This window comes from Diaphorobacter caeni (assembly GCF_015354245.1).
GTDB classification, from domain to species: domain Bacteria; phylum Pseudomonadota; class Gammaproteobacteria; order Burkholderiales; family Burkholderiaceae_C; genus Diaphorobacter_A; species Diaphorobacter_A caeni.
Map to the genome: position 1 here is coordinate 17,591 of NZ_JADKYZ010000013.1, position 24,533 is coordinate 42,123.

The 24,533-nt window shown below is 64.6% G+C and carries 20 protein-coding genes; 15 read left to right on the top strand and 5 right to left on the bottom strand.

Features of this window, described 5'->3' with window-relative positions; genetic code table 11:
• Window positions 1-17 precede the first annotated feature (17 nt).
• From ISG32_RS25090 to ISG32_RS25100, 3 genes are all read left to right on the top strand, one after another.
• Window positions 18-1,286, top strand: a complete 1,269-nt coding sequence (locus ISG32_RS25090) for an ABC transporter substrate-binding protein (RefSeq protein ID WP_194773817.1) — start codon at window positions 18-20, stop codon at window positions 1,284-1,286.
• A gap of 30 nt (window positions 1,287-1,316) precedes the next feature.
• Entirely contained in the window at window positions 1,317-2,447 is a 1,131-nt protein-coding gene (locus ISG32_RS25095; RefSeq protein WP_194773747.1) for an SDR family oxidoreductase, read from the top strand.
• Window positions 2,448-2,517: 70 nt separating this feature from the next.
• Window positions 2,518-3,189 (top strand): histidine phosphatase family protein, encoded by a 672-nt coding sequence (locus tag ISG32_RS25100; protein ID WP_194773748.1) that lies wholly within the window; start codon window positions 2,518-2,520, stop codon window positions 3,187-3,189.
• 18 nt (window positions 3,190-3,207) lie between these two features.
• Here ISG32_RS25100 and ISG32_RS25105 read toward each other — a convergent pair whose 3' ends face one another.
• Both ISG32_RS25105 and ISG32_RS25110 read right to left on the bottom strand, forming a co-directional pair.
• Window positions 3,208-3,645, bottom strand: coding sequence for a PaaI family thioesterase (locus tag ISG32_RS25105; RefSeq protein WP_194773749.1), 438 nt, complete (start codon window positions 3,643-3,645; stop codon window positions 3,208-3,210).
• Between the two features lie 27 nt (window positions 3,646-3,672).
• Window positions 3,673-4,518 carry a creatininase family protein gene (locus tag ISG32_RS25110; RefSeq protein WP_194773750.1) on the bottom strand — a complete coding sequence of 282 codons (846 nt, stop codon included), beginning with the start codon at window positions 4,516-4,518 and terminating at the stop codon, window positions 3,673-3,675.
• A gap of 146 nt (window positions 4,519-4,664) precedes the next feature.
• On the opposite strand from ISG32_RS25110, the gene ISG32_RS25115 reads away from it, so the two are divergent.
• On the top strand, window positions 4,665-6,137 hold the full coding sequence (locus ISG32_RS25115; protein WP_194773751.1) for an MATE family efflux transporter: 1,473 nt from the start codon (window positions 4,665-4,667) through the stop codon (window positions 6,135-6,137).
• On the opposite strand, the gene ISG32_RS25120 is transcribed toward ISG32_RS25115, so the two are convergent.
• Window positions 6,124-7,110: a Bug family tripartite tricarboxylate transporter substrate binding protein gene (locus ISG32_RS25120; RefSeq protein ID WP_194773752.1), complete on the bottom strand. Its 987-nt coding sequence runs from the start codon at window positions 7,108-7,110 to the stop codon at window positions 6,124-6,126. The genes ISG32_RS25115 and ISG32_RS25120 overlap by 14 nt on opposite strands.
• 287 nt (window positions 7,111-7,397) lie before the next feature.
• Between ISG32_RS25120 and ISG32_RS25125 the strand changes: the two genes are divergently transcribed.
• The 6 genes from ISG32_RS25125 to ISG32_RS25150 all read left to right on the top strand — a co-directional run bounded on the left by ISG32_RS25125 (window position 7,398) and on the right by ISG32_RS25150 (window position 14,754).
• On the top strand, window positions 7,398-9,641 hold the full coding sequence (locus ISG32_RS25125; RefSeq protein ID WP_194773753.1) for a protein-disulfide reductase DsbD family protein: 2,244 nt from the start codon (window positions 7,398-7,400) through the stop codon (window positions 9,639-9,641).
• 213 nt (window positions 9,642-9,854) lie between these two features.
• Window positions 9,855-10,382 carry a hypothetical protein gene (locus tag ISG32_RS25130; protein ID WP_194773754.1) on the top strand — a complete coding sequence of 176 codons (528 nt, stop codon included), beginning with the start codon at window positions 9,855-9,857 and terminating at the stop codon, window positions 10,380-10,382.
• Between the two features lie 212 nt (window positions 10,383-10,594).
• Complete coding sequence (gene nhaA / locus ISG32_RS25135; RefSeq protein ID WP_194773755.1) at window positions 10,595-11,857, top strand: Na+/H+ antiporter NhaA; 1,263 nt, start codon at window positions 10,595-10,597, stop codon at window positions 11,855-11,857.
• A 123-nt stretch (window positions 11,858-11,980) separates the two neighbouring features.
• Entirely contained in the window at window positions 11,981-13,186 is a 1,206-nt protein-coding gene (locus tag ISG32_RS25140) for a GGDEF domain-containing protein (RefSeq protein WP_194773756.1), read from the top strand.
• Between the two features lie 206 nt (window positions 13,187-13,392).
• The gene (locus ISG32_RS25145) at window positions 13,393-13,695 is read left to right on the top strand and encodes a hypothetical protein (RefSeq protein ID WP_194773757.1); all 303 of its coding nucleotides are present in this window, start codon (window positions 13,393-13,395) and stop codon (window positions 13,693-13,695) included.
• 42 nt (window positions 13,696-13,737) lie between these two features.
• Window positions 13,738-14,754, top strand: a complete 1,017-nt coding sequence (locus ISG32_RS25150; RefSeq protein WP_194773758.1) for a hypothetical protein — start codon at window positions 13,738-13,740, stop codon at window positions 14,752-14,754.
• A gap of 1,030 nt (window positions 14,755-15,784) precedes the next feature.
• Here ISG32_RS25150 and ISG32_RS25155 read toward each other — a convergent pair.
• Entirely contained in the window at window positions 15,785-17,635 is a 1,851-nt protein-coding gene (locus tag ISG32_RS25155) for a clostripain-related cysteine peptidase (protein WP_194773759.1), read from the bottom strand.
• A 153-nt stretch (window positions 17,636-17,788) separates the two neighbouring features.
• On the opposite strand from ISG32_RS25155, the gene ISG32_RS25160 reads away from it, so the two are divergent.
• The 3 genes from ISG32_RS25160 to ISG32_RS25170 are packed head-to-tail and all read left to right on the top strand — an operon-like array spanning window position 17,789 to window position 20,074.
• Entirely contained in the window at window positions 17,789-18,304 is a 516-nt protein-coding gene (locus tag ISG32_RS25160; RefSeq protein ID WP_194773760.1) for a CoA-binding protein, read from the top strand.
• Between the two features lie 18 nt (window positions 18,305-18,322).
• The gene (locus ISG32_RS25165; RefSeq protein WP_194773761.1) at window positions 18,323-19,645 is read left to right on the top strand and encodes an O-acetylhomoserine aminocarboxypropyltransferase/cysteine synthase family protein; all 1,323 of its coding nucleotides are present in this window, start codon (window positions 18,323-18,325) and stop codon (window positions 19,643-19,645) included.
• A 27-nt stretch (window positions 19,646-19,672) separates the two neighbouring features.
• Window positions 19,673-20,074 carry a hypothetical protein gene (locus ISG32_RS25170; RefSeq protein WP_194773762.1) on the top strand — a complete coding sequence of 134 codons (402 nt, stop codon included), beginning with the start codon at window positions 19,673-19,675 and terminating at the stop codon, window positions 20,072-20,074.
• A gap of 57 nt (window positions 20,075-20,131) precedes the next feature.
• On the opposite strand, the gene ISG32_RS25175 is transcribed toward ISG32_RS25170, so the two are convergent.
• Window positions 20,132-20,314 carry a CsbD family protein gene (locus ISG32_RS25175; RefSeq protein ID WP_194773763.1) on the bottom strand — a complete coding sequence of 61 codons (183 nt, stop codon included), beginning with the start codon at window positions 20,312-20,314 and terminating at the stop codon, window positions 20,132-20,134.
• Window positions 20,315-20,519: 205 nt separating this feature from the next.
• On the opposite strand from ISG32_RS25175, the gene hemE reads away from it, so the two are divergent.
• The gene (gene hemE, locus ISG32_RS25180) at window positions 20,520-21,635 is read left to right on the top strand and encodes a uroporphyrinogen decarboxylase (protein ID WP_194773764.1); all 1,116 of its coding nucleotides are present in this window, start codon (window positions 20,520-20,522) and stop codon (window positions 21,633-21,635) included.
• Window positions 21,636-22,333: 698 nt separating this feature from the next.
• Entirely contained in the window at window positions 22,334-24,529 is a 2,196-nt protein-coding gene (gene priA, locus ISG32_RS25185) for a replication restart helicase PriA (protein ID WP_194773765.1), read from the top strand.
• Window positions 24,530-24,533 lie beyond the last annotated feature (4 nt).

Here is a 24,533-nt window from a genome sequence, read left to right on the forward strand (position 1 = left end):
GGAGACAAACCATGACCATGCCCACGCACCATTCCGCGCTTCCACGCCCAGCCTCGTCCGCCATTCACCGTGCCTGCCAGCTCGCCTGTGCCGCCGCGCTGCTGGGCACCGTCACGCTTTCGCACGCACAGGACGCGCAGATTTCCGACGACGTGATCCGCCTTGGCGTGATCTCCGATCTCGCGGGGCCGTTCGCCGACATCACCGGGCCCGGCACCGTCACTGCCGTGCAGATGGCCATCGACGACTTCGGCGGCAAGGTGCTCGGCAAGAAGATCGAGCTGGTGACGGCAGACCACCAGAACAAGGCAGACATCGCTGCCAGCAAGGCGCGTGAATGGTTCGACACCGGCAAGGTCGATGCGCTGATGGACGTGGCGGTGTCGGCACCGGCGCTCGCCGTGCTCGAAGTCGCCAAGCAGAAAAACAAGGTCATCGTCTTCAACGGCCCGGGCATCGACCGCCTGACCAACGACCTGTGCATGCCCAGCACCGTGCACTATGTGTATGACACCTACGCGCTTGCCAATGTGACGGCCAGCGCGATCACGCAGCGCGGCGGCAAGGACTGGTTCTTTCTGACCGCCGACTACGCCTTCGGCAACAGCCTGCAGGAAGAGGCGAGCAAGGTCGTCAACGCCAACGGCGGCAAGGTGCTGGGCGCCGCCAAGCACCCGATCGCCGCCACCGATTTCGCCTCGTTCATGATGACCGCGCAGCAGAGCAAGGCACAGATCATCGGCCTTGCCAACGCCGGCGCGGACACGGTGAATTCGGTGAAGGCGGCGCGCGAGTTCGGGCTGCTCGGCGGCAGCAGCAAGCAGACGCTCGCCGGCCTGCTCATGTACATCACCGACGTGCATGCGCTCGGCCTCAAGACCGCATCGGGCCTGATGCTGACCGAGGGCTTCTATTGGGACATGAACGACGAGACGCGCGCCTTCTCCAAGCGCTACTTCGCCAAGATGAAGAAGATGCCCAACATGAGCCAGGCCGGTGCCTACTCCTCCACCATGCACTACCTCAAGGCGGTGCAGGCGGCCAAGACCGACGACACGGCGAAGGTGATGACGCAGATGAAATCCACGCCGATCAACGACTTCTTCGCCAAGAACGGCCGCATCCGCGAGGACGGTCGCATGGTCCACGACATGTACCTCTTCCAGGTGAAGTCACCAGCGGAATCCAAGTATCCGTGGGACTACTTCAAGCTGGTCGCGACGGTGCCCGGCGACAAGGCCTTTCTGCCGTTGGCTCAATCCAAGTGCCCGATGGTCAAGAAGTGACGTGAGCGGATGAGTCAGGAGTCAACACCGATGAAGGCACTCAACCAAAAGACCGCGCTGGTCGTGGGCGCGAGCGGCGTGGTCGGCCAGGCGTGCCTGCGCCACTTCGCCGCGCTGCCCGACTGGAACGTGATCGGCGTGGCACGCCGACAGCTCACGGATCTGCCGCCGGGTGCGCAGTCGCTGCAGCTCGATCTGCAGGATCGCGCGGCCTGCGATGCTGCGCTTGGCACACGCGACGACATCACGCACGTGATCTACGCGGCGGTCTATGAGCAGCCCGGCGGCCTCGTCGGCGGCTGGCGCGATCAGGACCAGATGCGCACCAACCTCGACATGCTGCGCAACGTGGTCGAGCCGCTGGACCGCGCGGGCAGCGCCCTCGCGCATGTGAGCATCATGCAGGGCGGCAAGGCCTATGGCGTGCACATCCACCCCCGCATCGCCGTGCCCGCACGCGAACGCTGGCCACGCGATGATCACGAGAACTTCTACTGGCTGCAGGAAGATTTTCTGCGCGAGCGCCAGGCGAAATCCACGCGCTGGCACTTCAGCATCTTCCGCCCGCGCATCGTCTTCGGCGACGCGATGGGCAGCAACATGAACCCGATCCCCGCCATCGGCGTGTACGCCTGGCTTCGGCACGAACGCGGCCTCGCGCTCGCCTACCCCGGCGGTCCGGAGCGCGTGAACCAGGCCATCGACGCAGACCTGATCGCCCAGGCCTGCGCATGGGCCGCCACGTCGCCGAACGCACGCAACGAAACCTTCAACCTCGACAACGGCGACGTGTTCACCTGGCAGAACGTCTGGCCCGCCATCGCCGACGCCCTCGGCATGCAGGTGAGCGCACCCGAGCCGCAATCCCTCGGCGCCACCGTGCCCGGCGAACAGAAGGCGTGGGAAGCCCTCGTCGACAGGTACAGCCTCAAGGCGCCGCGCGATCTCGCGGCCTTCATCGGACAAGGCGCGGTGTACGCAGACTTCCAGATGAACCACGGCAAGGAAGGACCGCTGCCCCCCGTGATCATGAGCTCGGTGAAGATCCGGCAGGCGGGCTTCAACGGCTGCATCGACACCGAAGACATGTTCCGCAAATGGTTCGGGCAACTGCAGGCCAGAGGCCTGCTGCCGTCAGCGGAAATGGCTCGCGCGAAGTGATGTGCGAGGGTGTGCCTGCGAGTCCCCCCAGCGACAGCCTCCATCGCTTCATGCGCACACAATTCGCGCCATGGGAACGCTATATCTTGTACGTCACGGACAGGCTTCGTTTGGTGCGGAAAACTATGATCAGCTGAGCGCGCGCGGCGTCGAGCAGTGCGTGCGTCTGGGTGAATACTGGCGCGAGCGCGGCATGCAATTTGATGCCGTGATTCGAGGCTCGCTGCAACGCCATGCGCAGACGCTGGACGCCATCTGCCAAGGCATGCAGATGGATTGCGAGCCGCTGGTCACGCCGGCGCTCAACGAGTACGACAGCCACGCGCTGATCGCCGCAGTCCGCCCCGGGCCGCGCCCCGAGGTGCACACGCCCGAGCTCTACAAGCAGCATTTCCGACTGCTCTGCGATGCGCTCGCGCAGTGGATGAGCGGCACCATCACGCCTGTCGGCATGCCGGGCTGGGACGAGTTTTCAGGCGGCGTGCGCGGCGTGCTCGAACAGGTGCGCGATCAGCATGTGGGCCGCAACGTGCTGCTGGTTTCGAGCGGCGGCCCCATCGCCACCGCCATGAGCGAGGTGCTATCCACGCCCGCCGAAATGATGATCGCGCTGAACATGCGCATCCGCAACAGCGCGGTGACCGAGTTCAGCATCAGCCCCAGACGCCTGATGCTGCAGACCTTCAACTCGCTCGCGCACCTGGATTCCGATGCGCACCGTGATTGGATCACTTACGCTTGATGGCGTTTGCCAGAAGCCTCAACCGGGATTGCGCTCCACGAGCTTGAACGTGCCGGTCGCCATGCCGAGCAGTTCGCCCGCGTCATTGAAAAGCTCGCCGCGCACGAAGCTCAGGCTCCGCCCACGCTTCTCGCAGACCGCCGTGCAGATCACGTCTCCCGCTGCGGGCGCGATGTAGTGGATAGTCAGGTCCACGGTGATCACGCCATAGCGCCCCGGATCATGCGCACGCGCGGCGGCCGACAGCCCCACGTCGAGCAGCGTCGCGATGGCGCCGCCGTGCATGTCGCCGCGGCTGTTGGTGAACTGCTCCTGATGCGGCATGCGCACGCGCGCGCGGTCGTTGCCGATGGCCTCGCCCTTCAACGCAAAGGCGCGCGCCATGGGCATGGGCAGGCCGAAGATCATGTGCTCGGGTTCGGCGGGATAGGCGGGGATGTCGACGGTGAGGCTCATGGTCTGAAATTCAAGAATGGAAAGTGATCAACGGGGCACGGGTGACTGCAGCGCATGCAGTTCCCCGAGCAATCGGGCGAGCGCTGCTCCGGCGGCCTGCACCACGCGCGCGCCCTTGTCGGCACTGGCTGCGGCGGCATCGCCGACCGCGCCGCTGGCGTTGTAATCCTCGATGGCCCAGCCCATCTTGGCGCTGCGGCCATTGCCGAGAATCTCGAATTGCTCGGACCGGTCTTGCGAGGTCGAACGCCAATTTTCGGCACGCTCCATATGCACCGTTTCGGGCGCGAGATGCAGCATCATCGAGGTCTCGATCTGTCCGGCATGGATGCCGAAGCGGTGCTCGTGCGCGCTGAACTGCGCGCTCACCTCGTCGGGCAACGGCAGGCTGAACCAGCTGCTGCTGTAGACCATGAGGCCATGCCGCACGCGCAGCTCGCGCGCGACGATGTCCATCACGCTGACCTGTCCGCCATGGCCGTTGAGCAGCAGAAGCTTGCGGATGCCGGCGCGCGCCACGCAGGCGCCCAGCTCGGTCCACAGCGCGATCAGCGTGGCGGGCGACAGCGTGAGCGTGCCCGGATAGCTGGTGTGCTCGGTGCTGAAGCCGATGTTCTGCGGCGGCAGAAACAGCACCGGAATCCGCGCGTCGATCTGCGGCAGCGCGGCGGCGATCACGCCTTCAAGCAGCGTCGCGTCCACGCTGAGCGGCAGATGCGGGCCATGCTGCTCCACGGCCGCTACCGGCAGCACGGCAATGGTCTGCGCGGCCAGGCCATTGGTTTGCGCAGCGGCGAAATCATGCGCGCTCACTTCGGCCCAGTGCCGCGAGGGCCAAGAATTGCCGGAGGTGGTGGAACTGGAAGATGTCATGACGGGAGGTCGAAAAAAGCGCAAGCAGGCCGCAGCCCGGATCTGGCGTCCATTGTGGCAGGAAGCGTCCGGGATTGGCGTGACGCTGCCGGATCGCGCCTTTGTCTGGCAGACTCCAAGCCGTTCCGGCCACAAACTCAGCGCCCATGTCCTCTCCAGTGTCCAGCGAGCCCAGCCCCCACGGCGCCCAGAATCCCGCAGCGGATCGCCCTTCCGCACGCACGCCCACGCGCGACCTCACCAAGGGCCCCATCGTCAGCACGCTGTTCATCTTCTCGCTGCCGATTCTGGCGGGCAATGTGCTGCAGTCGCTCAACGGCTCGATCAACGCGATGTGGATCGGCCGCTTTCTCGGCGAGGCCGCGCTCACCGCCACGGCCAATGCCAACAACGTGATGTTCGCACTGATCGGCATGATATTCGGCGTGGGCATGGCGGCCACCATCCTTGTCGGTCAGGCCATGGGCGCGCACGACGTGGCGCAGGCCAAGCGGGTGCTGGGCACCAGCGCCACCTTTTTCGGTGCGGCGTCCGTGGTGATCGCCGCCGTGGGCTGGCCGCTCGCGCGCCGGCTCATGGAATGGATGGGCACGCCCACCGACGCGCTGCCGCTCGCTGAAGCCTATCTGCAGGTGATCTTTCTCGCGATTCCGCTGCTCTATCTGTTCGCGTTCGTCTCGGCCGTGCTGCGCGGGGCGGGTGACACCAAGACGCCGTTCTGGTTTCTGTTGCTGGTGGTGATCCTCGACACCGCGCTCAACCCGCTGCTGATCTTCGGCTGGGGACCGGTGCCCAAGCTCGGCATGACCGGCGCGGCGCTCGCCACGCTGATCGCCAACGCCATCGGATTCGCGCTCATGCTGGTCTGGCTGCGGTTGCGCAGCCATCCGCTGTGGATAGGCAGCCACGAGCTCGCGCTGTTCCGGCCCGACTTCACCATCCTGCGCGCGCTCGTCACCAAAGGCCTGCCGATGGGCGCGCAGATCCTGATGATCTCGCTCGCGATGATCGCGATGATCTCCATGGTGAACGCCTACGGCGTGCACACCGCGTCGGCCTACGGCGCGGCGCTGCAGCTCTGGACCTATGTGCAGATGCCCGCCATGGCCATCGGCGCGGCCTGCTCTTCGATGGCCGCGCAGAACGTCGGCGCGCACCTGTGGGACCGGGTCGAGGCCACCGCCCGCGCGGGCGTGTTCTGCAACCTCGTGATGACCGGCGCGCTGATTCTCATCATCGTGATGGCCGACCGCTTCATGATGGGCTGGTTTCTTCCCGTGGGCAGCGAGGCCATCGAGACCGCACGCCACTTGAACCACATCGCCATCGGCTCGTTCCTGTTCTTCGGCGTCACCTTCGTGCTCGCGGGCGTGATCCGCTCCACCGGCGCGGTGATGCCGCCGCTCATCATCCTGGCCATCGCCATGTGGGGCATCCGCGTGCCGCTCGCGCATTTCCTGCAGCCCCTGTGGGGCGCCGACGCGATCTGGTGGAGCTTTCCGATCAGCGCGCTTTGCTCCATGGTGATGACCATGGCGTACTACCGGCTCGGCAACTGGCGCAAGGCGCGCATGCTGGCGCCCGGGCCAGCGCGCGGCGCCAACGTCACTCGATCTTGAACCCTGTTTCCTTGACGATGCGTTTCCAGCGCTCGGTGTCGCTCTGGATGTGCCTGCCGAATTCTTCGGGGTTCTCGAAACGCGGCACGTAGTCGTAAGACTTCAGCTTGGCGATCACGTCCGGCATCTTCACTATCTTGGCGAGCTGCCCCGCCAGTTCGTCGACGATGGGCTTGGGTGTGCCCTTGGGGGCGAGCATGCCCGCCCACGAACCGAACTCCATGCCCGTGATGCCCGACTCCTTGAGCGTCGGAACCTGCGGGAACGATTCGGCGCGCTGCGGCAGGATCACGCCGAGCGCCTTCACTTTGCCGGCCTTGATCATTTCGACGGAGACGAAGGAGTCGAACGAGAAATCCACCTCGCCCGCCACCACGGCCTGCATCTGCGGGCTGGTGCCCTTGTACTGCGCGTTGATCACGGCGGGCGCGTTGACGACGCGCTTGAACTGCTCGGTCACCAGCGAGATCATGCTGCTGCCCGAGGACGCGGAGAGCGGCTTGTCGGTCTTTTTGGCGAGCGCGATGAGTTCCTGCATGTTGTTCGCCGGCAGGTCCTTGCGCGCGATGACGACGAAGCCGACGTCACACACCAGCCCGATGGGCTCAAAGCTCGAGAGCGCCTCGTAGTTGGCCTTGCTGATCACCGGCGTGAGCGTCTGGGCACCGGCAGTGTTGAACAGCAGCGTGTAGCCGTCGGGCGCGGCGCGCGCGACGAATTCGGAGCCGATGGCGCCGTTCGCACCGCCCTTGTTCTCCACGATGAACGACTGGCCCATGGCCTCGCCGAGCTTCTGCAGGATGAGGCGCGCGACCACGTCGGTCGTGCCCCCTGCCGGGAACGGCACGATCACCCGCACGGGCTTGTCCGGATACTTGCCTGAAGCCATGGACCACTGTGGCAGGCCGAACGACAGCGCGCCCGCCGCCGCTGCTCCCGTACGCAAAACACTCCGACGCGATACACCGTTCATAAGGTTCATCTCCTGAGTTGGCTGATTGGGACCGCGTGCATCATTGCCAGTGCGCTTGGGCAAAGTCCAATTGCAATACGCAATGCAAGCATTCGAGATGCGTATAGGACGATGAGAGACAACGGCTCTCACTCTGTGGAGGCGAAAGGGTTGTTGCAATGCAGCATCCCGCACTTGGTACAAACCACTAACATGGCGACATCGGGCCGCGACAATCACTCCGTCGCACGGTCAGCAAAGCGCCCATCAGGGAACCTAAGCCGGGCCGCAGGCTCACATCCAAGGTCATGTCATTCAAACGCACGCAGCGCTGGCTGCCCACTCTTCTTTTCGTAGCTGCCGGTGCCGCGTCTTTCGGCGCGTCCGCACAGATCCAGTTGAAGTCCAGCAGCGGCGGCATTCTGGGCAGCAGCACGGTGACCACGCCCCATGTGCAGGCCGAGCTGATCGCCCAGGCGCCCGACGGCATCGGTTCCGGCAAGCCGCTGTGGCTGGGGCTGCAGATCACCCACCAGCCCGAATGGCATACCTACTGGAAGAACCCCGGCGACTCGGGCCTGCCCACGCAGATCGAATGGAAGCTGCCCGAGGGCATTGACGCGGGCGAGATCGCCTGGCCGGTGCCGCACAAGATTCCGCTGGGCACGCTTGCCAACTACGGCTACGAGGGCACAGTGCTGCTGCCGGTGCCGATGACGGTGGCCAGCACCTTCAACCCTGGCCCGCTCGCCAAGGACGCGACCTTCCAGGTGAACGCCACCTGGCTGGTCTGCCGCAAGGAATGCATTCCCGAAGAGGGCACGTTCACGCTGCAGGTGCCGGTGCAGGGCACGACGGCGCTGAACTCCGCCGCGTTTGATGCGGCCGCCAAAGCCCATCCCCAGAATCTCTCCGCCGACGCCAGCGCCAAGGGCTCCGTGAAGGTCGATGGCGACGCGATCAACGTGCGTGTGGCCGGGCTGCCCGGCGAGCTCAAGGGCAAGACGCTGGCCTTTTTCCCCGAAACCGAGGCAGTGATCGAGACCGCCGCCGAAATCGAGCAGCAATGGGATGGCGACGTGTGGAGCGCGCGCGTGCCGCTGTCCAAGCAGCGCAGCGAAAGCCCATCGCCCATGCCCGTGGTGCTGGCGAGCGACGGCAAGGGTTGGCGCGCGGAACTGCCGGTGGACGGTGGTTGGCCGAAGACTGCAGCGGCGGCCACCATCTCCCCGGCGCTCGAAGCCGCGCTCAAGGCGAATGCGCAGTTGGGGGGCGACGCAGAGGCCGCGTTTTCCGCGACGCCGACGGCCGTCACCCCGGCGCCCGCCGGCATATGGCTGGCCGCCTTGTTCGGAGCGCTGCTGGGAGGTCTGATCCTCAATCTCATGCCCTGCGTGTTTCCGGTGCTGGCGATCAAGGTGATCGGCTTTGCGCAGCACTCGCAGGACCGCCGCGCGCATCGCGTGAGCGGGCTGGCCTACACTGCCGGCGTGATCGTTTCCTTCCTCGCGCTGGGCGGACTGATGCTCGGCCTGCGCGCGGCGGGCGAGGCCGTGGGCTGGGGCTTTCAGTTGCAGTCGCCGGGCGTGGTGGCGGCGCTGGCGGCGCTATTCACTGTCATTGGTCTGAACCTCGCGGGCATGTTCGAATTCCGCAGCCTGCTGCCCTCGTCGGTGGCGAGCCTGCAGGCGCGCCATCCGGTGGCCGATTCGTTTCTCACCGGCGTGCTGGCCGTGGCCGTGGCGTCGCCCTGCACCGCGCCGTTCATGGGCGCATCACTGGGCCTGACGGCCACGCTGCCCGCGCTCCAGGCGCTGACGATCTTCGCGGCACTGGGCCTGGGTCTGGCGCTGCCGTATCTGCTTGCGAGCTGGATTCCTGCCGTCGCGCGCGCCATGCCGCGTCCCGGCGCATGGATGGACACGCTGCGCCGCCTCATGGCCTTCCCGATGTTCGCGACCGTCGTCTGGCTGGTCTGGGTGCTGGGCCAGCAAAGCGGCATCAACGGCGCGGCCGCGCTGCTGGGGCTGCTGGTGGCGCTCGCGATGACGATCTGGGCGCTGTTCTCGCTGCAAGGCACGAGCCGCCGCATCCTCGCGCCGATCTCATTGCTGGTGCTTGCGGTGATGCTCTGGACATGGGCCCCGCGCGTCACGCAAATGCTGCCGGAGCCCTCCGCCGTGGCCGCCGAATCTGGCGGAACCGGCGACGCGCAGTCCTGGCGCGCATGGCAGAGCGGCCTGCCGGAGCAGCTCGTCGCGCAGGGCCAGCCGGTGTTCGTGGACTTCACCGCCGCATGGTGCGTGACCTGCCAGTACAACAAGACCACCACGCTCGCCGATGCCGACTTGATCCGCGATTTCGCCGACAAGAAGGTGGCGCTGCTGCGTGCCGACTGGACCCGCCGCGACCCACAGATCACCGCCGCGCTGCGCGAGCTGGGCCGCAGCGGCGTGCCGGTCTACGTGCTCTATGCCCCCGGCAAAGCCCCCGTCGTGCTGACCGAACTGCTCAGCAAGAGCGAGGTGCAGTCCGCCCTCGCCGCGCTGTGATGTCGGCCCCCGCGGGTTAACCCCCGTGCCGAGAGCGTTTGGCCTACAAGCGCTTCGGTTGACAATGTTTTAGACTGAAGCCGTCCGAGGGGACTTGCATCCACACCTCACACGGCGTCGCAGCGGCCGCGTCAACCTTCGGATGAGTCACAGCACAGGTGCACCCTGACATGAGTGGCCACTGCCCGCCCTGTAGCGCACAGGAGATGGGCCATGCTTGCAACTTCATCGCACAATCCGATCCGACATCCCTCGCAGCGCAGCCGCAACCTGCTGCTGGCGATCGCGCTGGCCAGTCTTGCGGTGGCGGGCTTCGTTCTGCCCTTCGTGTGGGACGTTCTGGGTGCCGTCGACGCCATGCCCAAAATGGCCTGGCTGCAGCAAATGCTGGTCAACATTCCCATCGTCAGCTGGATGATGATGTTCGTCTGGGGAGCCACGATTCCGCTGATGCTGCTGTTCATGCTGCACCAGTCGCCGCATCACCGCATGCGCAACGGCTTCTTCGTGCTGGTGCTGATGCTCATCGCCGTCACCTGGTATGTGCACATGCCATCGGCCGGTCGCTGCGACGTGCTCTACCCCAACGCAGAACTCGCCTGCAGCGCCATGCGCTGGGGTTTCAGCACCAGTCTGGGTCTGGCGACCGCCGCCTATGTGTTCGCGGTGTTCGTGGTGGGTTTCTCGTCGGTGGGACTGTTCGCGCAGTGCATTTCCGACAAGCCGGCGCACGCAACCTGATGCCGGATGAGCACCGGATCGCGCGCATTGCCGACCATTGAAGGCGAGATCGCAGGGGATTGCGCACCAGCCGCCCCCTGCCTCCTTTAAAATGGCGACCGGGTGCTCGCGGCGCAATGGTGCGTCGGGGCAGGTTTGTTCAGCGCTGGTCGGGCCGCCAGCGCACATCGGGATCCATGGCACGTTTGCCGTGGGCCAGACCTGTCCTTGTCATGACCCAGCACGTCTCCCGCGGGCCTGCGGCTTCGCGCACGCCCGCCCTTCTTTCCGTTACCGACCACATCGCGGCAAGACTCGCCCGCATCATGCATTCCGACGCCGCTGGCGGCGTGGTGCTGCTTCTGGCCGCCGCCGCTGCGCTCGTCTGGGCCAACTCTCCCGCGCAGGCGTCGTACCACGCGCTCTGGCACGCGGATCTCGGCTTTTCGCTGGGCCCGCTGCAGTTCTCCCAAAGCCTGCACTTCTGGGTCAACGACGTGCTGATGACGGTGTTCTTTCTCATCGTCGGCATGGAGATCCGGCGCGAGCTGCACAACGGTGCGCTCGCCGATCCGCGCCAGGCGCTGCTGCCCATGCTCGCCGCGCTCGGCGGCGTGGCCGTGCCCGCCCTGGCCTATCTGGCGCTCGTGCCTGCGGGCGGTTTCAGCAACGGCTGGGCGATTCCCACCGCCACCGACATCGCCTTCGCCGTCGGCGTGCTCGCGCTGCTTGGACGCGGTCTTCCGCCTGCACTGCGCGTGTTTCTGCTGACGCTCGCGATCATCGACGACCTCGTCGCGGTGCTCATCATCGCGCTGTTCTACTCGGGCAGCCTGCAGTGGGAAATGCTGGCGTTTGCGGCGCTTGGCCTGCTCGGGGTCTACGGCCTGCAGTCGCTCGGCATCCGTCGCGCCTGGTTCTACGTGCTGCCCGGTGCCCTGCTGTGGTGGGGCATCTGGCAGACCGGCGCGCACCCGACGCTCGCGGGCGTGCTGCTCGGCCTGATCACCCCGGTCCACATGCTCGCGGGCCGCGAAAGCGCCGCGCCCGTCGAGCGCGTGGCCGCGTCGCTGCATCCTTGGGTGACGTTCGCCATCATGCCGTTGTTCGCACTGGCCAATGCGGGCGTGACGCTGCTGGGCGAGGCTGCGCCGGTGGATGCGGCAGAGCCCTCGTCAGGACAGCCGCTGATGCTCGCGGTGGCGCTCGCCCTGCTGCTCGGCAAGCCCGTCGGCGTGCTGCTGGTGAGCTGGCTCGCGGTGCGCCTGCGGCTGTGCGTGCTGCCAGCGGGCATGGGCTGGTCGCACCTGCTGCTGGCAGGGCTGCTCGCAGGCATCGGCTTCACCATGGCGATCTTCATCGCCACGCTCGCATTCGCCGACGCGGCGCAGCTGAACGAGGCCAAGCTCGGCGTGCTGCTCGGCTCGGCCTGCGCGGCCGTGGCGGGTCTGCTCTGGGGCTGGCACCTGAAGCACAGGCAGCAAGCCGCCTGCTGAAGCGAGGACGCGCCCCTGTTGGCAAAACCGCACTGCACCCTCATTCCACGGGGGCGCGGCGGAGCCTGCATAGGCAAGGTTCCCGTTAAAAGCTAAACTGCATCGACAAACAAATTGTTGCAGATGAACTCCTTCCGGCCCGACTTCCTCACCGCCTTCGGCATGACCGCGCTGGCCGCGTTCACCGTGTCGTGGGTGATGTGGATTCTCGGCCGCCAGCACTGGCGCCAGGGCATGTCGCAGGCGGTGCTCAGCACGCTGATGTGCGGCCTCGCCTACACCTGCTTCGCGCTGCAGAGCAAGCTCGGCGTGACGTTTCTGCAGGTCACCGCCAAGATCCTCATCAGCGTCGCGATCGCGGCCTTCACCATCGCGCTGCAGCGCTTTCGCCAGAGCACCCACTGGCCGCGCGACTGGGCGACGATGCTGCTGCCGGTGGCGGGCTCGATGATGCTGGCCGTCATCTACCTGCCCAGCGACCTGCCCGGCTTCAACCGCATGCAGACCGTCATCACCGTGCTGCAGACAGCGTCCACGCTGCAGGTGCTCTACCGCATACGCCCGAACACGCCCGGCATCGGCTGGACGCTGGTCACCGCATCCGTCTTCGGCCAGATCCTGGCGATCGTGCCTCTGGTCTTCATCAAGGACCGCCCTGCCCCCGAGATGAGCGCTGACATGCCGCTCGCCAGCCTGATCGCCATGTGGGCACTGTGTCTGGTGCTGTTTCTCAAGCTCGTGGTGAGCTCCATCGGCTTTCTCATCATGCTGCGCGACCGCCAGTCCGCACTCGAGCGGCATAAGGCCCTGCTCGACCCGCTCACCCAGCTGAACAACCGCGCCGCGCTGGTCCGCGGCTTGACCCAGGCCATCGAAACCGCCGCGCGCAATGACAAGCCGCTGTCGGTGATGGTCATGGACATTGACCACTTCAAGCGAGTCAACGACCTGCACGGGCACCTCGTGGGCGATCAGGTGATCCAGCTCGTCGCGCGCGTGCTGCAGCAGCAGTCGCGCGGCAAGGATGTGGTTTCGCGCTACGGCGGGGAGGAATTCGTGCTGGTGCTGCCCGACTCGCTGCCGCACGAGGCGCTGGTCGCCGCCCAGCGCCTGTCCCGCGCGATCCGCAACACGCCCCTGATCCTGCCCTCGGGCGAAAAGCTCAACGTCACCGTGAGCGTGGGCATCCACTCCGAAGTGCCCGCCTCCGGCGCGCGCTGGGAACCCATGGTCGAGGCGGCCGACGCGGCCATGTACCGCGCCAAGCGCGGCGGCCGAGACCGCGTGGCTGTCTACTCCAGCCCGCAGCGCACGGCCATTGCTGCATGAGCGCAGCGGCATGGGCACGGCGCTGATCGATCACCGTCAGCCGTTGGCACACCTTGTGCTTTGCGATGGACAGTGCGCATGTGAGCGCAAACACGGGCAGCGGCCGTATTCCAACATTTTCTGAAATTTCGGAACCCGGACGGCCTTCGCGTTACTCACCAGTCTGAATCACCTTTCAAGCATTGATGCACTTCAAGGAGCCAGACGTGAATCAGCAAACCCGTTCCGACGAAATACTGAACGAAGCCCGGCAGATCATCGCCGACGCACAGCAGGTGCTCGATGCCGCTGCATCAGCCCACGCACACAGCGGCCAAGGCTCCCCGCAAGAGCATCGCGCCCAGCTGGAAAGCCAACTCAGCGCCGAGGACATCGCGCAGGTGGAGGCCAACGTGCAAGCAGAAATGGCGCGCATCCGCGACGACATCAAGGCGCGCAGCATGCATGGCAGCAAGCCATCGTCCAATCCCGCGGCCACCCAGGCACGCCGCACGCGCCAGATGATCTGAGCGCCTCGATCCATTCTTCTTTCACCCAAGGAGCGCATCATCATGAGCATGTCCATCTCCACACCAACCTATGGCACGCTGCAGCCCGCCGACAGCACCGGCGTCAGCGGCACCAGCAACAAACCCAGAGTCACCATCGCGTCCGAGGCGCTGCTCAGTCAGCGCATGGGCGAAGAACTAAAGGGAGCGCTGAATCAGCTCCAGGGTCTGGTCGCCAAGGCGGAAATCGCCTCCACAGAAGGCACGGCCATCGATGACCAACTGGCCAATTTCTGGAACGACTTCAGTGATACGAACGAAGACGGTATGAGTTTGGGGCAGATGTTCAACTCCAAGAAAGATGCACTCACGTACGTTCGCCGTTCCAGCGAGCAGTATCTCGGGGGAACGGCGAACGACATTCGCCGTGATATCCAAAAAATGCCAGAAGGCCCCGAGCGCGACAAGGCAATGGCCAAGCTGAACGATTTCGTCGAAATCAGCAAGCGAGCCATCGCCAATGACTACGACACGGCCATGCGTGTGCCCGATAGACAACTCGGCCCTCGGCACGCACCTATACACCCGCCAAACTACGATAAGCTGGACAGCACGGCAAAAACGGCAAGCGCTGCCCCAAGCCTGCTGTCCGAAGAAGACGACGATGACAACGTCACATTCGGACCCAACACCGGCAGGGGCGCTTCACCGATCGAAGAAGAGGAACTCATCTTCGATCTTCCCCTGAAACCCGGGCGCATGCCCTTCATCCCCCCTGCCCCCATCGAGGAAGAAGACAACGACACGTTCAGACCCAACATCGGCAGGGGCGCTTCACCGATCGGAGAAGAGGAATTCAGCTTCAAGCCCCTGAAACCCGGGCGCATCCCCGTCGTCACCCCTGACCCCATCGAGGAAGATGACGACAACAACGTCACATTCGGGCCGAATGTCGGTACGGGAGGAACTCCCGGGGTCCGCCCGAGTACCAACAGGCCCATCAACGTCCTGTTCGCGGATTTGGAGGCTCAGACCGCGTTGGTGAAGGAACTGAGCAACCGCCTCAAAACTTCAAGCTGATCCGCCATTGGCAATGAACTACTGACCGCCTCGCCGCAACGAGGCGGTTTTTTATTGAGGTCGTCCACTGCATAAAGCGCCCCGATTGGCGTGGTCGCCATGACCGCCGTTGTGCAGCGTGCGAGGATGAATCCTTTGCTCGCGCTGGCCGCCGTCGATCCGGCCGTTCACAACGCCAGGCGCAGCGCGCCGCGATCGCATGGTCGTGCGTGAGGGCCCGCAGGGCGTTTCCAAAAATTCGCAAGCACCGAAGACATCGCACAAGTGCAATCCCGCACATCCAAGGCAATCGACGACCCACTGGCCAATTTCTGGAACAATTTCAGCGACGCGGATGAGGGCGACATGAGCTTGAGCCGCAACTTTCACACCGAAAAGAGGCGCCGCAATACGCGCTTCAGGCCAGCCTCGGCTGGCTCGCAAGTGGCGTAGTGCAAATTCGATTTGAAAGGGGGACGACGCAGCTCACCGCGTTGCGGATCAGAACCGCCCCGTGAATGCGCTGCCGGTGGATGGGGAAGACGATGATGACAACATCACTTTCCTTCCGCCCAACACTACGCGGCCAAGCTGGATGTCCGCCGGTCCGACCAATGTGACACTCTTCGAGCTGGAGTCACAAGCCGAACTGGTGAGCGCACTCACGCGGCGCCTTCAATCGTCCAACTGATCGCTGATCGGCATCCTTACCCATCTCCTTATCTGCCAATCACCAAACGCCTCGCTGCAACGAGGCGGTTTTTCTTTGAATCGCACAATGCTCAGCATCGGCGTTTTACGCGACCCAGACACACAAAAGCGAACCGCGCCGCCCCTTGACAAGGAGCCAGCGCGGTTCGCGGTGCTTCGTTTGAGTGCTCAGAGCGTGTTTACGATCTCATCGCGAGGCTTGCAGGGTGCGGATCGGGATGGGCTGCAAGGCGCAAACCGCAGCAATGGCTCGTGCCATTGCGAGGATTTGCAACGCGGCAGACCGCCCGAGGCCGCGCCTGCAAGACTGTGTGGAGATCGTCAACAAGCTCTCGGAGACTCACTGCAGATTCACACCGTTTACCGACCATTGCAGCGTGCCTGTCAGATCTGTCACGCCGAGATGCATCACATAACCGGGCTCGGCAATCGTGGTGCTCTGCACGATCCAGTCGCCTTCGGGCACAACCAGTGGCTTCTCGGTTTTGACAAGCGTGTTGGTCAGATAGTTGAAGCGCAGCGGATAGAGCTCCAGACCCGGCTCGACCTCCAACATGCCCGTTCCGGCGGCGTTTTGCGACAGCGTGGCAAAGCGAACATGCAGCCCGCCATCGTCCTCCTGAATGGCATACAGCGATCCAGTGAGTATGCGCGACGCCCCTTCCGGCTGGTAGGCGATGGGAATCATGAACGTCTTGCCTGCGTCGCTGTCCTCCGGCAGCAACGTCACGAGTTGCCCGTTGAGCGTCGGCCAACGTTGGCTGTCCTCCAGCCTCACTTGATTGCCCTGCACCTCTGCCTCGCGCATGGCCAGCGCCACGCCGTCCTTGATCAACACCGAATAGCCGAGGTCGAAACCGCGCTTCGATGCATCTGCTGCCGCCTTGGTCTGCCCCACGCTCACGCTCACATCGGCTGTTGCCACCCCCTCTGCCATCACCGTATCGGACACCTTCACACTCGGCAGATCGCTGCTGCGCGCAAAGTTCATATAGGCATTGACGAACGCGCGGTAGTTGCTGCCCGCGAAAGCGAGACCGCTGAACTTCTCCTGCATCTCTGTGTTCAGCATGGAGTAGCGCGGGAAATACATCATCAGACCGCTCGCATCATCTTCGCCACCGTCCAGATGCACTACTGCCGCAGCCAGCGCCGCGTCGAACTCTGACACCAGCGCGGACGAGAGCATGTTGACGTCGCCCAGCTCGTGCACCAGCGATTTCGCATCCACCAGATCGGACGTGGTGCTGAAGATGTTGGATTGAAAATCTTCGGCTTCACGGCGCGCCAGCGCGATCGTCCACCATGCATTCAGTCCACCGTTCTGCAACGACTGCTGCAGGCTGGCCGAGGCCTTCTCCAGCACCGCGACCAACGCATTCACGCGCTGCAGATCGGTGACCGAGTAGGCGGTGAAACTCAGCTTGCCCGTTCTGTCGAACGTCTTGTAGCTCTCGACAATGGCCTTGCCCAGATCGGCGCCCGTTGAGGAGGGGTGATCGACCATGTGATTCACCACATCGGTCCATTGCCACCCCGTGGTGACCTCTTCCGAAGCCACCAGATAGTTCGCATGCGGCGCGAGCATCGAGGCCACTTCCACACTCGCCATCAGGCAGGCATCAAAGCCAATCAACTCGAAATGCACACCGGCCTGCTTGATCGCCGAGACGATGTCGTTGAGCGGCATGATCTTGCCGCCACCCAGCGCGTCGTCCTGACCAAAGCCATGCACCGGGCCACCGCCGTGGTCCCACAGCGTCAATGCGTATTGCTGCGCCGGGTATTGCTCTGCAGCCCAACGGATGAAATCGCGCAGCGTATCCGGCTGGTTCATCGCTGTCTGCGCCGGCTGTTGCGACTCCGGCAGCCGTTCGATCGACCAGCCATTGCCACCGCTCTTGGGCTGCAGGTGATAGCGGCTCAAGCGCGTCATGTCGATACCCGCGAAGGTGCCCGCGGTTTCGCCGCCACCGATTTCCAGCACCACGTTCACATCGTTGCTGGCGCGCGCCTTCAGCATGTTTTCCAGATCTTCAACCCCGGACTCTTCCAGATTCGATGCCACAAGGTAGACCATCATCGTGGTCTTCGCTTTTTCGCCGGAACCCGATCCGCCCCCCCCTCCGCACGCCGTCATCAGCGCGACCACGCACAGCGCGGTCAACCATCGCCACATGTTCCTCATCATTGCTGCCTCCTCTTGGTCCTCTCGTAGCACAAGGCACGACGCATCCACACGCATGCCCGCTCAGACAATGAGTAACGGTCGTGGCTCGATGGTTCCATCTCGGTAACGCACCCGATACATACAGACTCCTGCGCGCCCTACACTCGGGCCATCATGCTTCAAACTCCCGATACCGTCAGCACGCTGCGCGATGTGCTAGCGCGCTGCCATACCCTTGCCGTTGTGGGCCTGTCACCGCAATGGAATCGTCCCAGCCACTTCGCCGCCAAGTACATGCAGGCGCATGGATTTCGCATCATTCCCGTGAACCCGCTGGTGGCCAAGGAAGGCGGCGAGATCCTTGGCGAGAAGGCCTACGCGAGCGTCACAGAAGCGGCTGCCGCGCTGCACCTGCAGAGCGTGAAGATCGACATGGTGGATTGCTTTCGCAAGAGCGAGGACATCCCGCCCATTGCCGACGAGGCCATCGCCATCGGCGCGAAATGCCTGTGGCTGCAGCTCGGCGTTTTCAATGAACCTGCGGGCCTGAAGGCCGAGGCGGCAGGCTTGCAGGTGATTCAGAACCGCTGCGTGAAGATCGAACACGCGCGTCTGTTCGGCGGACTCGGCTGGATGGGCGTGAACACCAAGGTCATCTCCGCCAAGCGTCTTCAACAACTGCCGTATTGATCGAACAGCCAGCTCTCCATGACAGATTCCACACATCAGAACGGCGACCGCGAATTCGGCTTCGGCACGCGAGCCATCCACGCGGGCGCGCAGCCCGATCCCGTGACCGGCGCGCGCGCCACGCCGATCCACCAGACCACCAGCTTCGTTTTCGACAACGCAGAGCACGCATCGAGCCTGTTCAATCTGCAGACCTTCGGCAACGTCTACAGCCGCATCAGCAACCCGACGGTCGCGGTGTTTGAGGAACGCATCGCGAGCCTTGAAAACGGCCGCGCCGCGATGGCCTGCGCGAGCGGCATGGCCGCGCAGATGGCGGCGCTGCTCGCGATTCTGAAAAATGGCGACCACATCGTCGCGGCCAGCACGCTGTACGGCGGCACGGTCGGCCAGCTCGGTGTGGGCTTTGCGCGCATGGGCATCACGACCACCTTCGTCGACCCTGCCGACCCCGACAATTTCACGCGCGCGATGCAGCCCAACACGCGCGCCGTCTACGCGGAGACCATCGGCAATCCGCTCGTCAACGTGATCGACATCGCCGCGATTGCAAAAGTGGCCCACGCGCACGGCGTGCCGCTCGTGATCGACAACACCGTCGCCAGCCCGTACCTGTGCAACCCGCTCGCGTTCGGCGCGGACATCGTGGTGCACAGCGCCACCAAATACATCGGTGGCCACGGCACGACGATGGGCGGCGTGATCGTCGAGGGCGGAAAATTTCCATGGGACAATGGCAAGTTCCCCGAGATGGTGGAGCCCAGCCGCGCCTATCACGGCGTCAAGTTCTACGAGACCTTCGGCGACTTCGGCTACACCATGAAGGCGCGCATGGAAGTCAACCGCACCTTTGGCGGCGTGCTCTCGCCGATGAACGCCTGGCAGCTGCTGCAGGGCGCGGAGACGCTGCATCTGCGCATGCGCGAGCACTGCCGCAACACGCTGAAGGTGGCGCAGTTTCTGCAGGCGCATCCGCTGGTCGCGTGGGTGAACTATCCGGGTCTTGCCGATTCGCCTTGGTTTGAATTGGCGAAAAAGCAGTTCCGCAGCGTGGACGGGCAACCGGGTGCCTCGGGCATTCTCACGTTCGGCGTGAAGGGCGGCGCGGCGGCGGGCGAGAAGTTCATCGACGCCTGCGAGTTCCTGAGCCATCTCGCCAACATCGGCGACGCGAAGACGCTGGTGATTCATCCGGCATCGACCACGCACCGGCAACTGACGCAAGAAGAGCTGCAGAAGGCAGGCGTGTCGCCCGACATGGTGCGGTTGTCGGTGGGCATCGAGGATGTGGAGGACATCCTCTGGGACATTGATCAGGCGCTGACCCGATCACAGCGCTGAACCGGCAAACCGCAGGAACACATCCGCATGAACCCAGACAGCAGCCCCGTCGCACCAACGCTTCGCGTGGTGCACTCGATCACCGAATTGAATGTGCTCGACGCAGGCTGCATCGCCGTCAGCGGATCGCACGGTGGCCTGTCCGCCGCACGCTATGCGGTGGCGGCGCGGCCGCTGCTCAGCGTGTTCAATGATGCGGGGATTGGCAAGGACGACGCCGGCATCGCCGGCCTGGCGCTGCTGCAGCTGCATCAACTGGCGGCCTGCACCGTGAGCCACACCAGCGCGCGCATCGGCGATGCGCAGAGCACGCTGGAGGACGGCGTGATCCAGCATGTGAACGCGGCAGCGCGTGCGCTTGGAGCCGTTCCCGGCGAACCGTGCAGCGACTTCGTCCAGCGTCTGCGAAGCGTTCGCGCTCCCACCTGACTTCTCAATGAAAAAAGCCCGCCGTGCTCATCGCTCGGCGGGCTTGGTGTGCTGCAATCACTTCTTCAAGGTTTTCTCGACCTTGTTGGCCAGATCCCCGGCGGCGGCTTCTGCCTTGCCCAGGTTCTTTTCAATGTTGCCTTCCACCTGCATCTTGGTGTTGCCCGTGACCTTGCCCACGGTTTCCTTGATCGCGCCCTTGGCTTCTTCCACGCGGCCGGTGACTTGTTCCTTCTTCATGTCGAGCTCCTTTGTCGAGTTGAATTCATTGTTGAATGAATGAGTTCCCACTGTGCCCCCACATCGGGGCCGGACGGATCGGAACAGATGCCTGCCTCGTGTCAGTGACCGGAGGACATGACTGTAGTCAAGACTTTCATGATCTGAATGCCGGTGCGCGGGGCATTCGCGCCCCATGGCCGTCACACCCTGCGACAATCCCCGCATGAGTTTTCCTTCCCTCTCCAACGACCAGTTCCTGCGTGCCTGCCGTCGTCAGGCCACCGACTACACCCCGCTGTGGCTGATGCGCCAGGCCGGCCGCTACCTGCCGGAGTACAAGGCGACGCGCGCCAAGGCAGGCAGCTTCATGGGTCTGGCCACCAATGTCGACTATGCGACCGAGGTGACGCTGCAGCCGCTGGAACGCTTCCCGCTCGACGCGGCGATTCTGTTTTCCGACATCCTGACCGTTCCTGACGCCATGGGCCTTGGCCTGTCGTTCGCCGAGGGCGAAGGCCCGCGCTTTGCCAAGGTCGTGCGCGACGAGGCCGCCGTGGCCGAGCTCGCCGTGCCGGACATGGACAAGCTGCGCTATGTGTTTGACGCCGTCACCAGCATCCGCCACGCGCTCAAGGGTCGCGTGCCGCTGATCGGCTTCTCGGGCAGCCCCTGGACGCTGGCCTGCTACATGGTCGAGGGCAAGGGCAGCGACGACTACCGCACGGTCAAGTCACTGATGTATTCGCGCCCCGACCTGATGCACCGCATCCTCGAGATCAACGCGGACAGCGTGGCTGCGTACCTCAACGCCCAGATCGACGCGGGCGCGCAGGCCGTGATGATCTTCGACAGCTGGGGCGGCGTGCTCGCCGACGGGGCATTTCAGGAGTTCAGCCTCAGCTACACCAAGCGCGTGCTCTCGCAATTGAAGCGCACCGGCGTGGACGGCACGGACGTGCCGCGCATCGTGTTCACCAAGGGCGGCGGCATCTGGCTTGACGACATGAAGCCGCTGGACTGCGAGGTGCTGGGTCTGGACTGGACCGCCAACCTCGGCAAGGCACGCGCCATCGTCGGCGACAGCAAGGCGCTGCAGGGCAACATCGACCCGAACGTGCTGTTTGCGCCACCCGCGCAGATCGCCACGCAGGTCAAGGCGGTGCTCGAGAGCTTCGGCACGCCCCATGTGGACAAGTCCACCACCGGCCCGACGCATATCTTCAATCTGGGCCACGGCATCAGCCAGTTCACGCCGCCGGAGCATGTCGCCGCGCTCGTGGAGGCCGTGCACGGCCATTCCCGCGCGATGCGCCAGTCCGCCCTCGCAAAGGCAGGCTGATTCCTGCCACAGAACCGGGCGCTTCGTGCGTCCGGTCATGTACTTATGCACAAATTTCGTGGTACGGAGTTTTAAAAACAACTTGTTGCACCAATCTGCACAGGCCCGGATGCCACCTTCGGATGACTTTTCAAGCTGTTGATTTTCAACAGCTTTTTTCTTTTCCAAGTCGCCTCGAAACCTCCCTCAATCGACGCCATAGCCACGCCCAGCAAGGGCCCAAGCTTCGATATCAACAAAGTTATCCACAGAAATTCGAAGTACGACTGCTTTTCCACCAAAAATCAACCACTTAGCGCTTAAATCGAAAGCAAAATCCCGATTCATCCGCGTCCGCTAGCACAGTTTTCAAGCTTCCACAGGCCTTGACATCGCAGTTGTGCACATGTTTGGGCGAGCGAGACGGGTTGCGCGAAGGGCCTCAACGCATCTGGACGCCATGCTTGCAACCCCATACAGACGCTTGATTTCATTGATGTTTTTTGACTTCTCAATTGGTGTCAACGTGTATACGCAGCACCTGACAATTGAGCGCAATGGAAACCGCTCGCCAGTAGTTAACAAACTTATCCACAGAATTGACTTTCGATTGTGGAAAATCGGTGTTTCCACCATGGCGCCCCTGAAATGGCGCATGATCGACCCCTGCGATTCCGGACGGCGACCTCCCGCCGCCGCGCTCCCGCAATGACGGCCTCATGACCATCGAGACAGCAGACGACAACCCCTCCCTCGCCCCTGACACGCCCGCGCACCACGCGCTCTGGGTCGCGGTGGCCACGCCCGCGCACAGCAGCGTGTCGGAGCCGCTGTCCTACCTGAGCCCGGTGCAGCTCGTGCCGGGCACGCTGGTGCGCGTGCCGCTCGGTCGCCGCGAAGTCCTCGGCGTGGTCTGGGACGCCCCTGCGGGCAGCACGACCACCCTGCCTGAGGGCGTGCGGGCGCGCGCCATCACCGGGGTGCTGGGCGGCATCACGCCATTGAACGAAAGCTGGCGACGGCTGACGGCCTTCACCGCGCGCTACTACCAGCGCGCCCTCGGCGAGGTGGCGCTGGCCGCCCTGCCTCCACAACTGCGCGACCTGACGCCCGAGCAGATGGCGCGGCGCATCAAGCGCAAGGCCAAGGCGGACAAGAGCGCCGACAGACACGCCGACCAGAGCGCGAACGAGTCCTCCGCGCCGCCATCGCTTCAGTTGTCCGACGAACAGTGGCAGGCCACCCGGCAGATCGCGAGCGAGCCCGGTCCGTTCCTGCTCTACGGCAGCACGGGCAGCGGCAAGACCGAGGTCTATCTGCACAGCGTGCAACAGGTGCTGGCCGCCAACCCGCAGGCCCAGGCGCTGGTGATGGTGCCGGAAATCAATCTCACGCCCCAGCTGGAAGCGCGTTTTCTCGAACGCTTTGCGCCCATCTACGGCGAATCGGCCGTGGTTTCCATGCACAGCGGCATGACGAACCCGCAGCGCCTCAAGAGCTGGCTGGCCGCGCACACGGGCGAGGCGCGCATCGTGCTCGGCACCCGCATGGCGGTGTTCGCGAGCATGCCGGGCCTCGCGCTCATCGTCGTGGACGAAGAACACGACGCCAGCTACAAGCAGCAGGAAGGCGCCCGCTACTCCGCCCGCGATCTGGCGGTGTGGCGCGCGCGCGAGCAGAACGCCAAGGTGATTCTGGGCAGCGCCACGCCATCGCTCGAGAGCTGGCACGCCAGCCGCCCACCGAGCGCACAGGACCCGCAGGGAGGGCGTTATCTGCGGCTCAACATGCCCAGCCGCATCGGTGCGGCCGAGCTGCCGCGCGTGCGTCTGGTCGACATGAGCCAGCAGCCACGCGGCGCGGTGTTCTCGCCGCCTCTGCTGCGGGCGATCACCGAGCGCGTCGAGCGCGGCGAGCAGTGCCTCGTGCTGCTCAACCGCAGAGGTTTCGCGCCGGTGCTGCATTGCAAGGACTGCGGCTGGAAGAGCGACTGCCCGCACTGCAGCGCGCATCAGGTGTTCCACAAGATCGACCGCACACTGCGCTGCCACCACTGCGGCTTCACCCAGCGCGTGCCCCATGCCTGCCCGAGCTGCGGCAATGTGGACATCTCGCCGATGGGGCGCGGCACCGAACAGCTCGAAGAACAGCTTGCCGCCCTGCTGCGCAACGTGATCACGCCCGAGCGCCGCGCCGCCCGCGTGGCGCGCATCGACGCCGACACCACCAAGGCCAAGGGCGCGCTGGAAGAGCAACTCGCCGCCGTGCACAGCGGCGAGGTCGACGTGCTCGTGGGCACGCAGATGGTCGCCAAGGGGCACGACTTTCGCCGCATCACGCTGGTGGCCGCCGTGCAGCCCGATGGCGCGCTGTTCTCAAGCGACTTCCGCGCGCCAGAGCGGCTGTTCGCGCTGCTCATGCAGGCCGCAGGCCGGGCCGGGCGCGACGCCCACTACGTCGCCGCGCAGGGTGGCAATCCGCCCGAGATGTGGATACAGACCTGGCACGCCGAGCACAGTCTCTACGCCGCGCTGCGCAAACACGACTATCCGCGCTTCGCCTCCGAGCAGCTGCAGGAGCGCGCCGACGCGGGCATGCCGCCCTTTGCCTATCAGGCGCTGGTGCGGGCGGATGCGCGCACCCAGGAGGCCGCGCAGGCTTTTCTGAACGCGGTGAGCGAGGCCGCGCGCGAGCGGCAGTTGCCCGGCATCGAGCACGTCTTTCTGTTCCCGCCCGTGCCGATGGCGGTGCAGCGCGTGGCCAATGTGGAGCGCGCCCAGATGCTCATCGAGAGCACCAACCGCAGCGCGCTGCAGCACTTTCTCGCCGCGTGGCAAGAGGTCTTGCACGCCGCACGCCCGGAGCACAAGGCCGTGATCCGCTGGCTGGTCGATGTGGATCCGCAGGCCATCTGAAAAC

Excerpts from the sequence above, each read along its gene's own strand:
- ISG32_RS25090 (WP_194773817.1), top strand. The coding sequence starts at position 18 with ATGCCCACGCACCATTCCGCGCTTCCACGCCCAGCCTCGTCCGCCATT.
- ISG32_RS25095 (WP_194773747.1), top strand. The coding sequence starts at position 1,317 with ATGAAGGCACTCAACCAAAAGACCGCGCTGGTCGTGGGCGCGAGCGGC.
- ISG32_RS25100 (WP_194773748.1), top strand. The coding sequence starts at position 2,518 with ATGGGAACGCTATATCTTGTACGTCACGGACAGGCTTCGTTTGGTGCG.
- ISG32_RS25105 (WP_194773749.1), bottom strand. The coding sequence starts at position 3,645 with ATGAGCCTCACCGTCGACATCCCCGCCTATCCCGCCGAACCCGAGCAC.
- ISG32_RS25110 (WP_194773750.1), bottom strand. The coding sequence starts at position 4,518 with ATGACATCTTCCAGTTCCACCACCTCCGGCAATTCTTGGCCCTCGCGG.
- ISG32_RS25115 (WP_194773751.1), top strand. The coding sequence starts at position 4,665 with ATGTCCTCTCCAGTGTCCAGCGAGCCCAGCCCCCACGGCGCCCAGAAT.
- ISG32_RS25120 (WP_194773752.1), bottom strand. The coding sequence starts at position 7,110 with ATGAACGGTGTATCGCGTCGGAGTGTTTTGCGTACGGGAGCAGCGGCG.
- ISG32_RS25125 (WP_194773753.1), top strand. The coding sequence starts at position 7,398 with ATGTCATTCAAACGCACGCAGCGCTGGCTGCCCACTCTTCTTTTCGTA.
- ISG32_RS25130 (WP_194773754.1), top strand. The coding sequence starts at position 9,855 with ATGCTTGCAACTTCATCGCACAATCCGATCCGACATCCCTCGCAGCGC.
- nhaA (WP_194773755.1), top strand. The coding sequence starts at position 10,595 with ATGACCCAGCACGTCTCCCGCGGGCCTGCGGCTTCGCGCACGCCCGCC.
- ISG32_RS25140 (WP_194773756.1), top strand. The coding sequence starts at position 11,981 with ATGAACTCCTTCCGGCCCGACTTCCTCACCGCCTTCGGCATGACCGCG.
- ISG32_RS25150 (WP_194773758.1), top strand. The coding sequence starts at position 13,738 with ATGAGCATGTCCATCTCCACACCAACCTATGGCACGCTGCAGCCCGCC.
- ISG32_RS25155 (WP_194773759.1), bottom strand. The coding sequence starts at position 17,635 with ATGATGAGGAACATGTGGCGATGGTTGACCGCGCTGTGCGTGGTCGCG.
- ISG32_RS25160 (WP_194773760.1), top strand. The coding sequence starts at position 17,789 with ATGCTTCAAACTCCCGATACCGTCAGCACGCTGCGCGATGTGCTAGCG.
- ISG32_RS25165 (WP_194773761.1), top strand. The coding sequence starts at position 18,323 with ATGACAGATTCCACACATCAGAACGGCGACCGCGAATTCGGCTTCGGC.
- ISG32_RS25170 (WP_194773762.1), top strand. The coding sequence starts at position 19,673 with ATGAACCCAGACAGCAGCCCCGTCGCACCAACGCTTCGCGTGGTGCAC.
- ISG32_RS25175 (WP_194773763.1), bottom strand. The coding sequence starts at position 20,314 with ATGAAGAAGGAACAAGTCACCGGCCGCGTGGAAGAAGCCAAGGGCGCG.
- hemE (WP_194773764.1), top strand. The coding sequence starts at position 20,520 with ATGAGTTTTCCTTCCCTCTCCAACGACCAGTTCCTGCGTGCCTGCCGT.
- priA (WP_194773765.1), top strand. The coding sequence starts at position 22,334 with ATGACCATCGAGACAGCAGACGACAACCCCTCCCTCGCCCCTGACACG.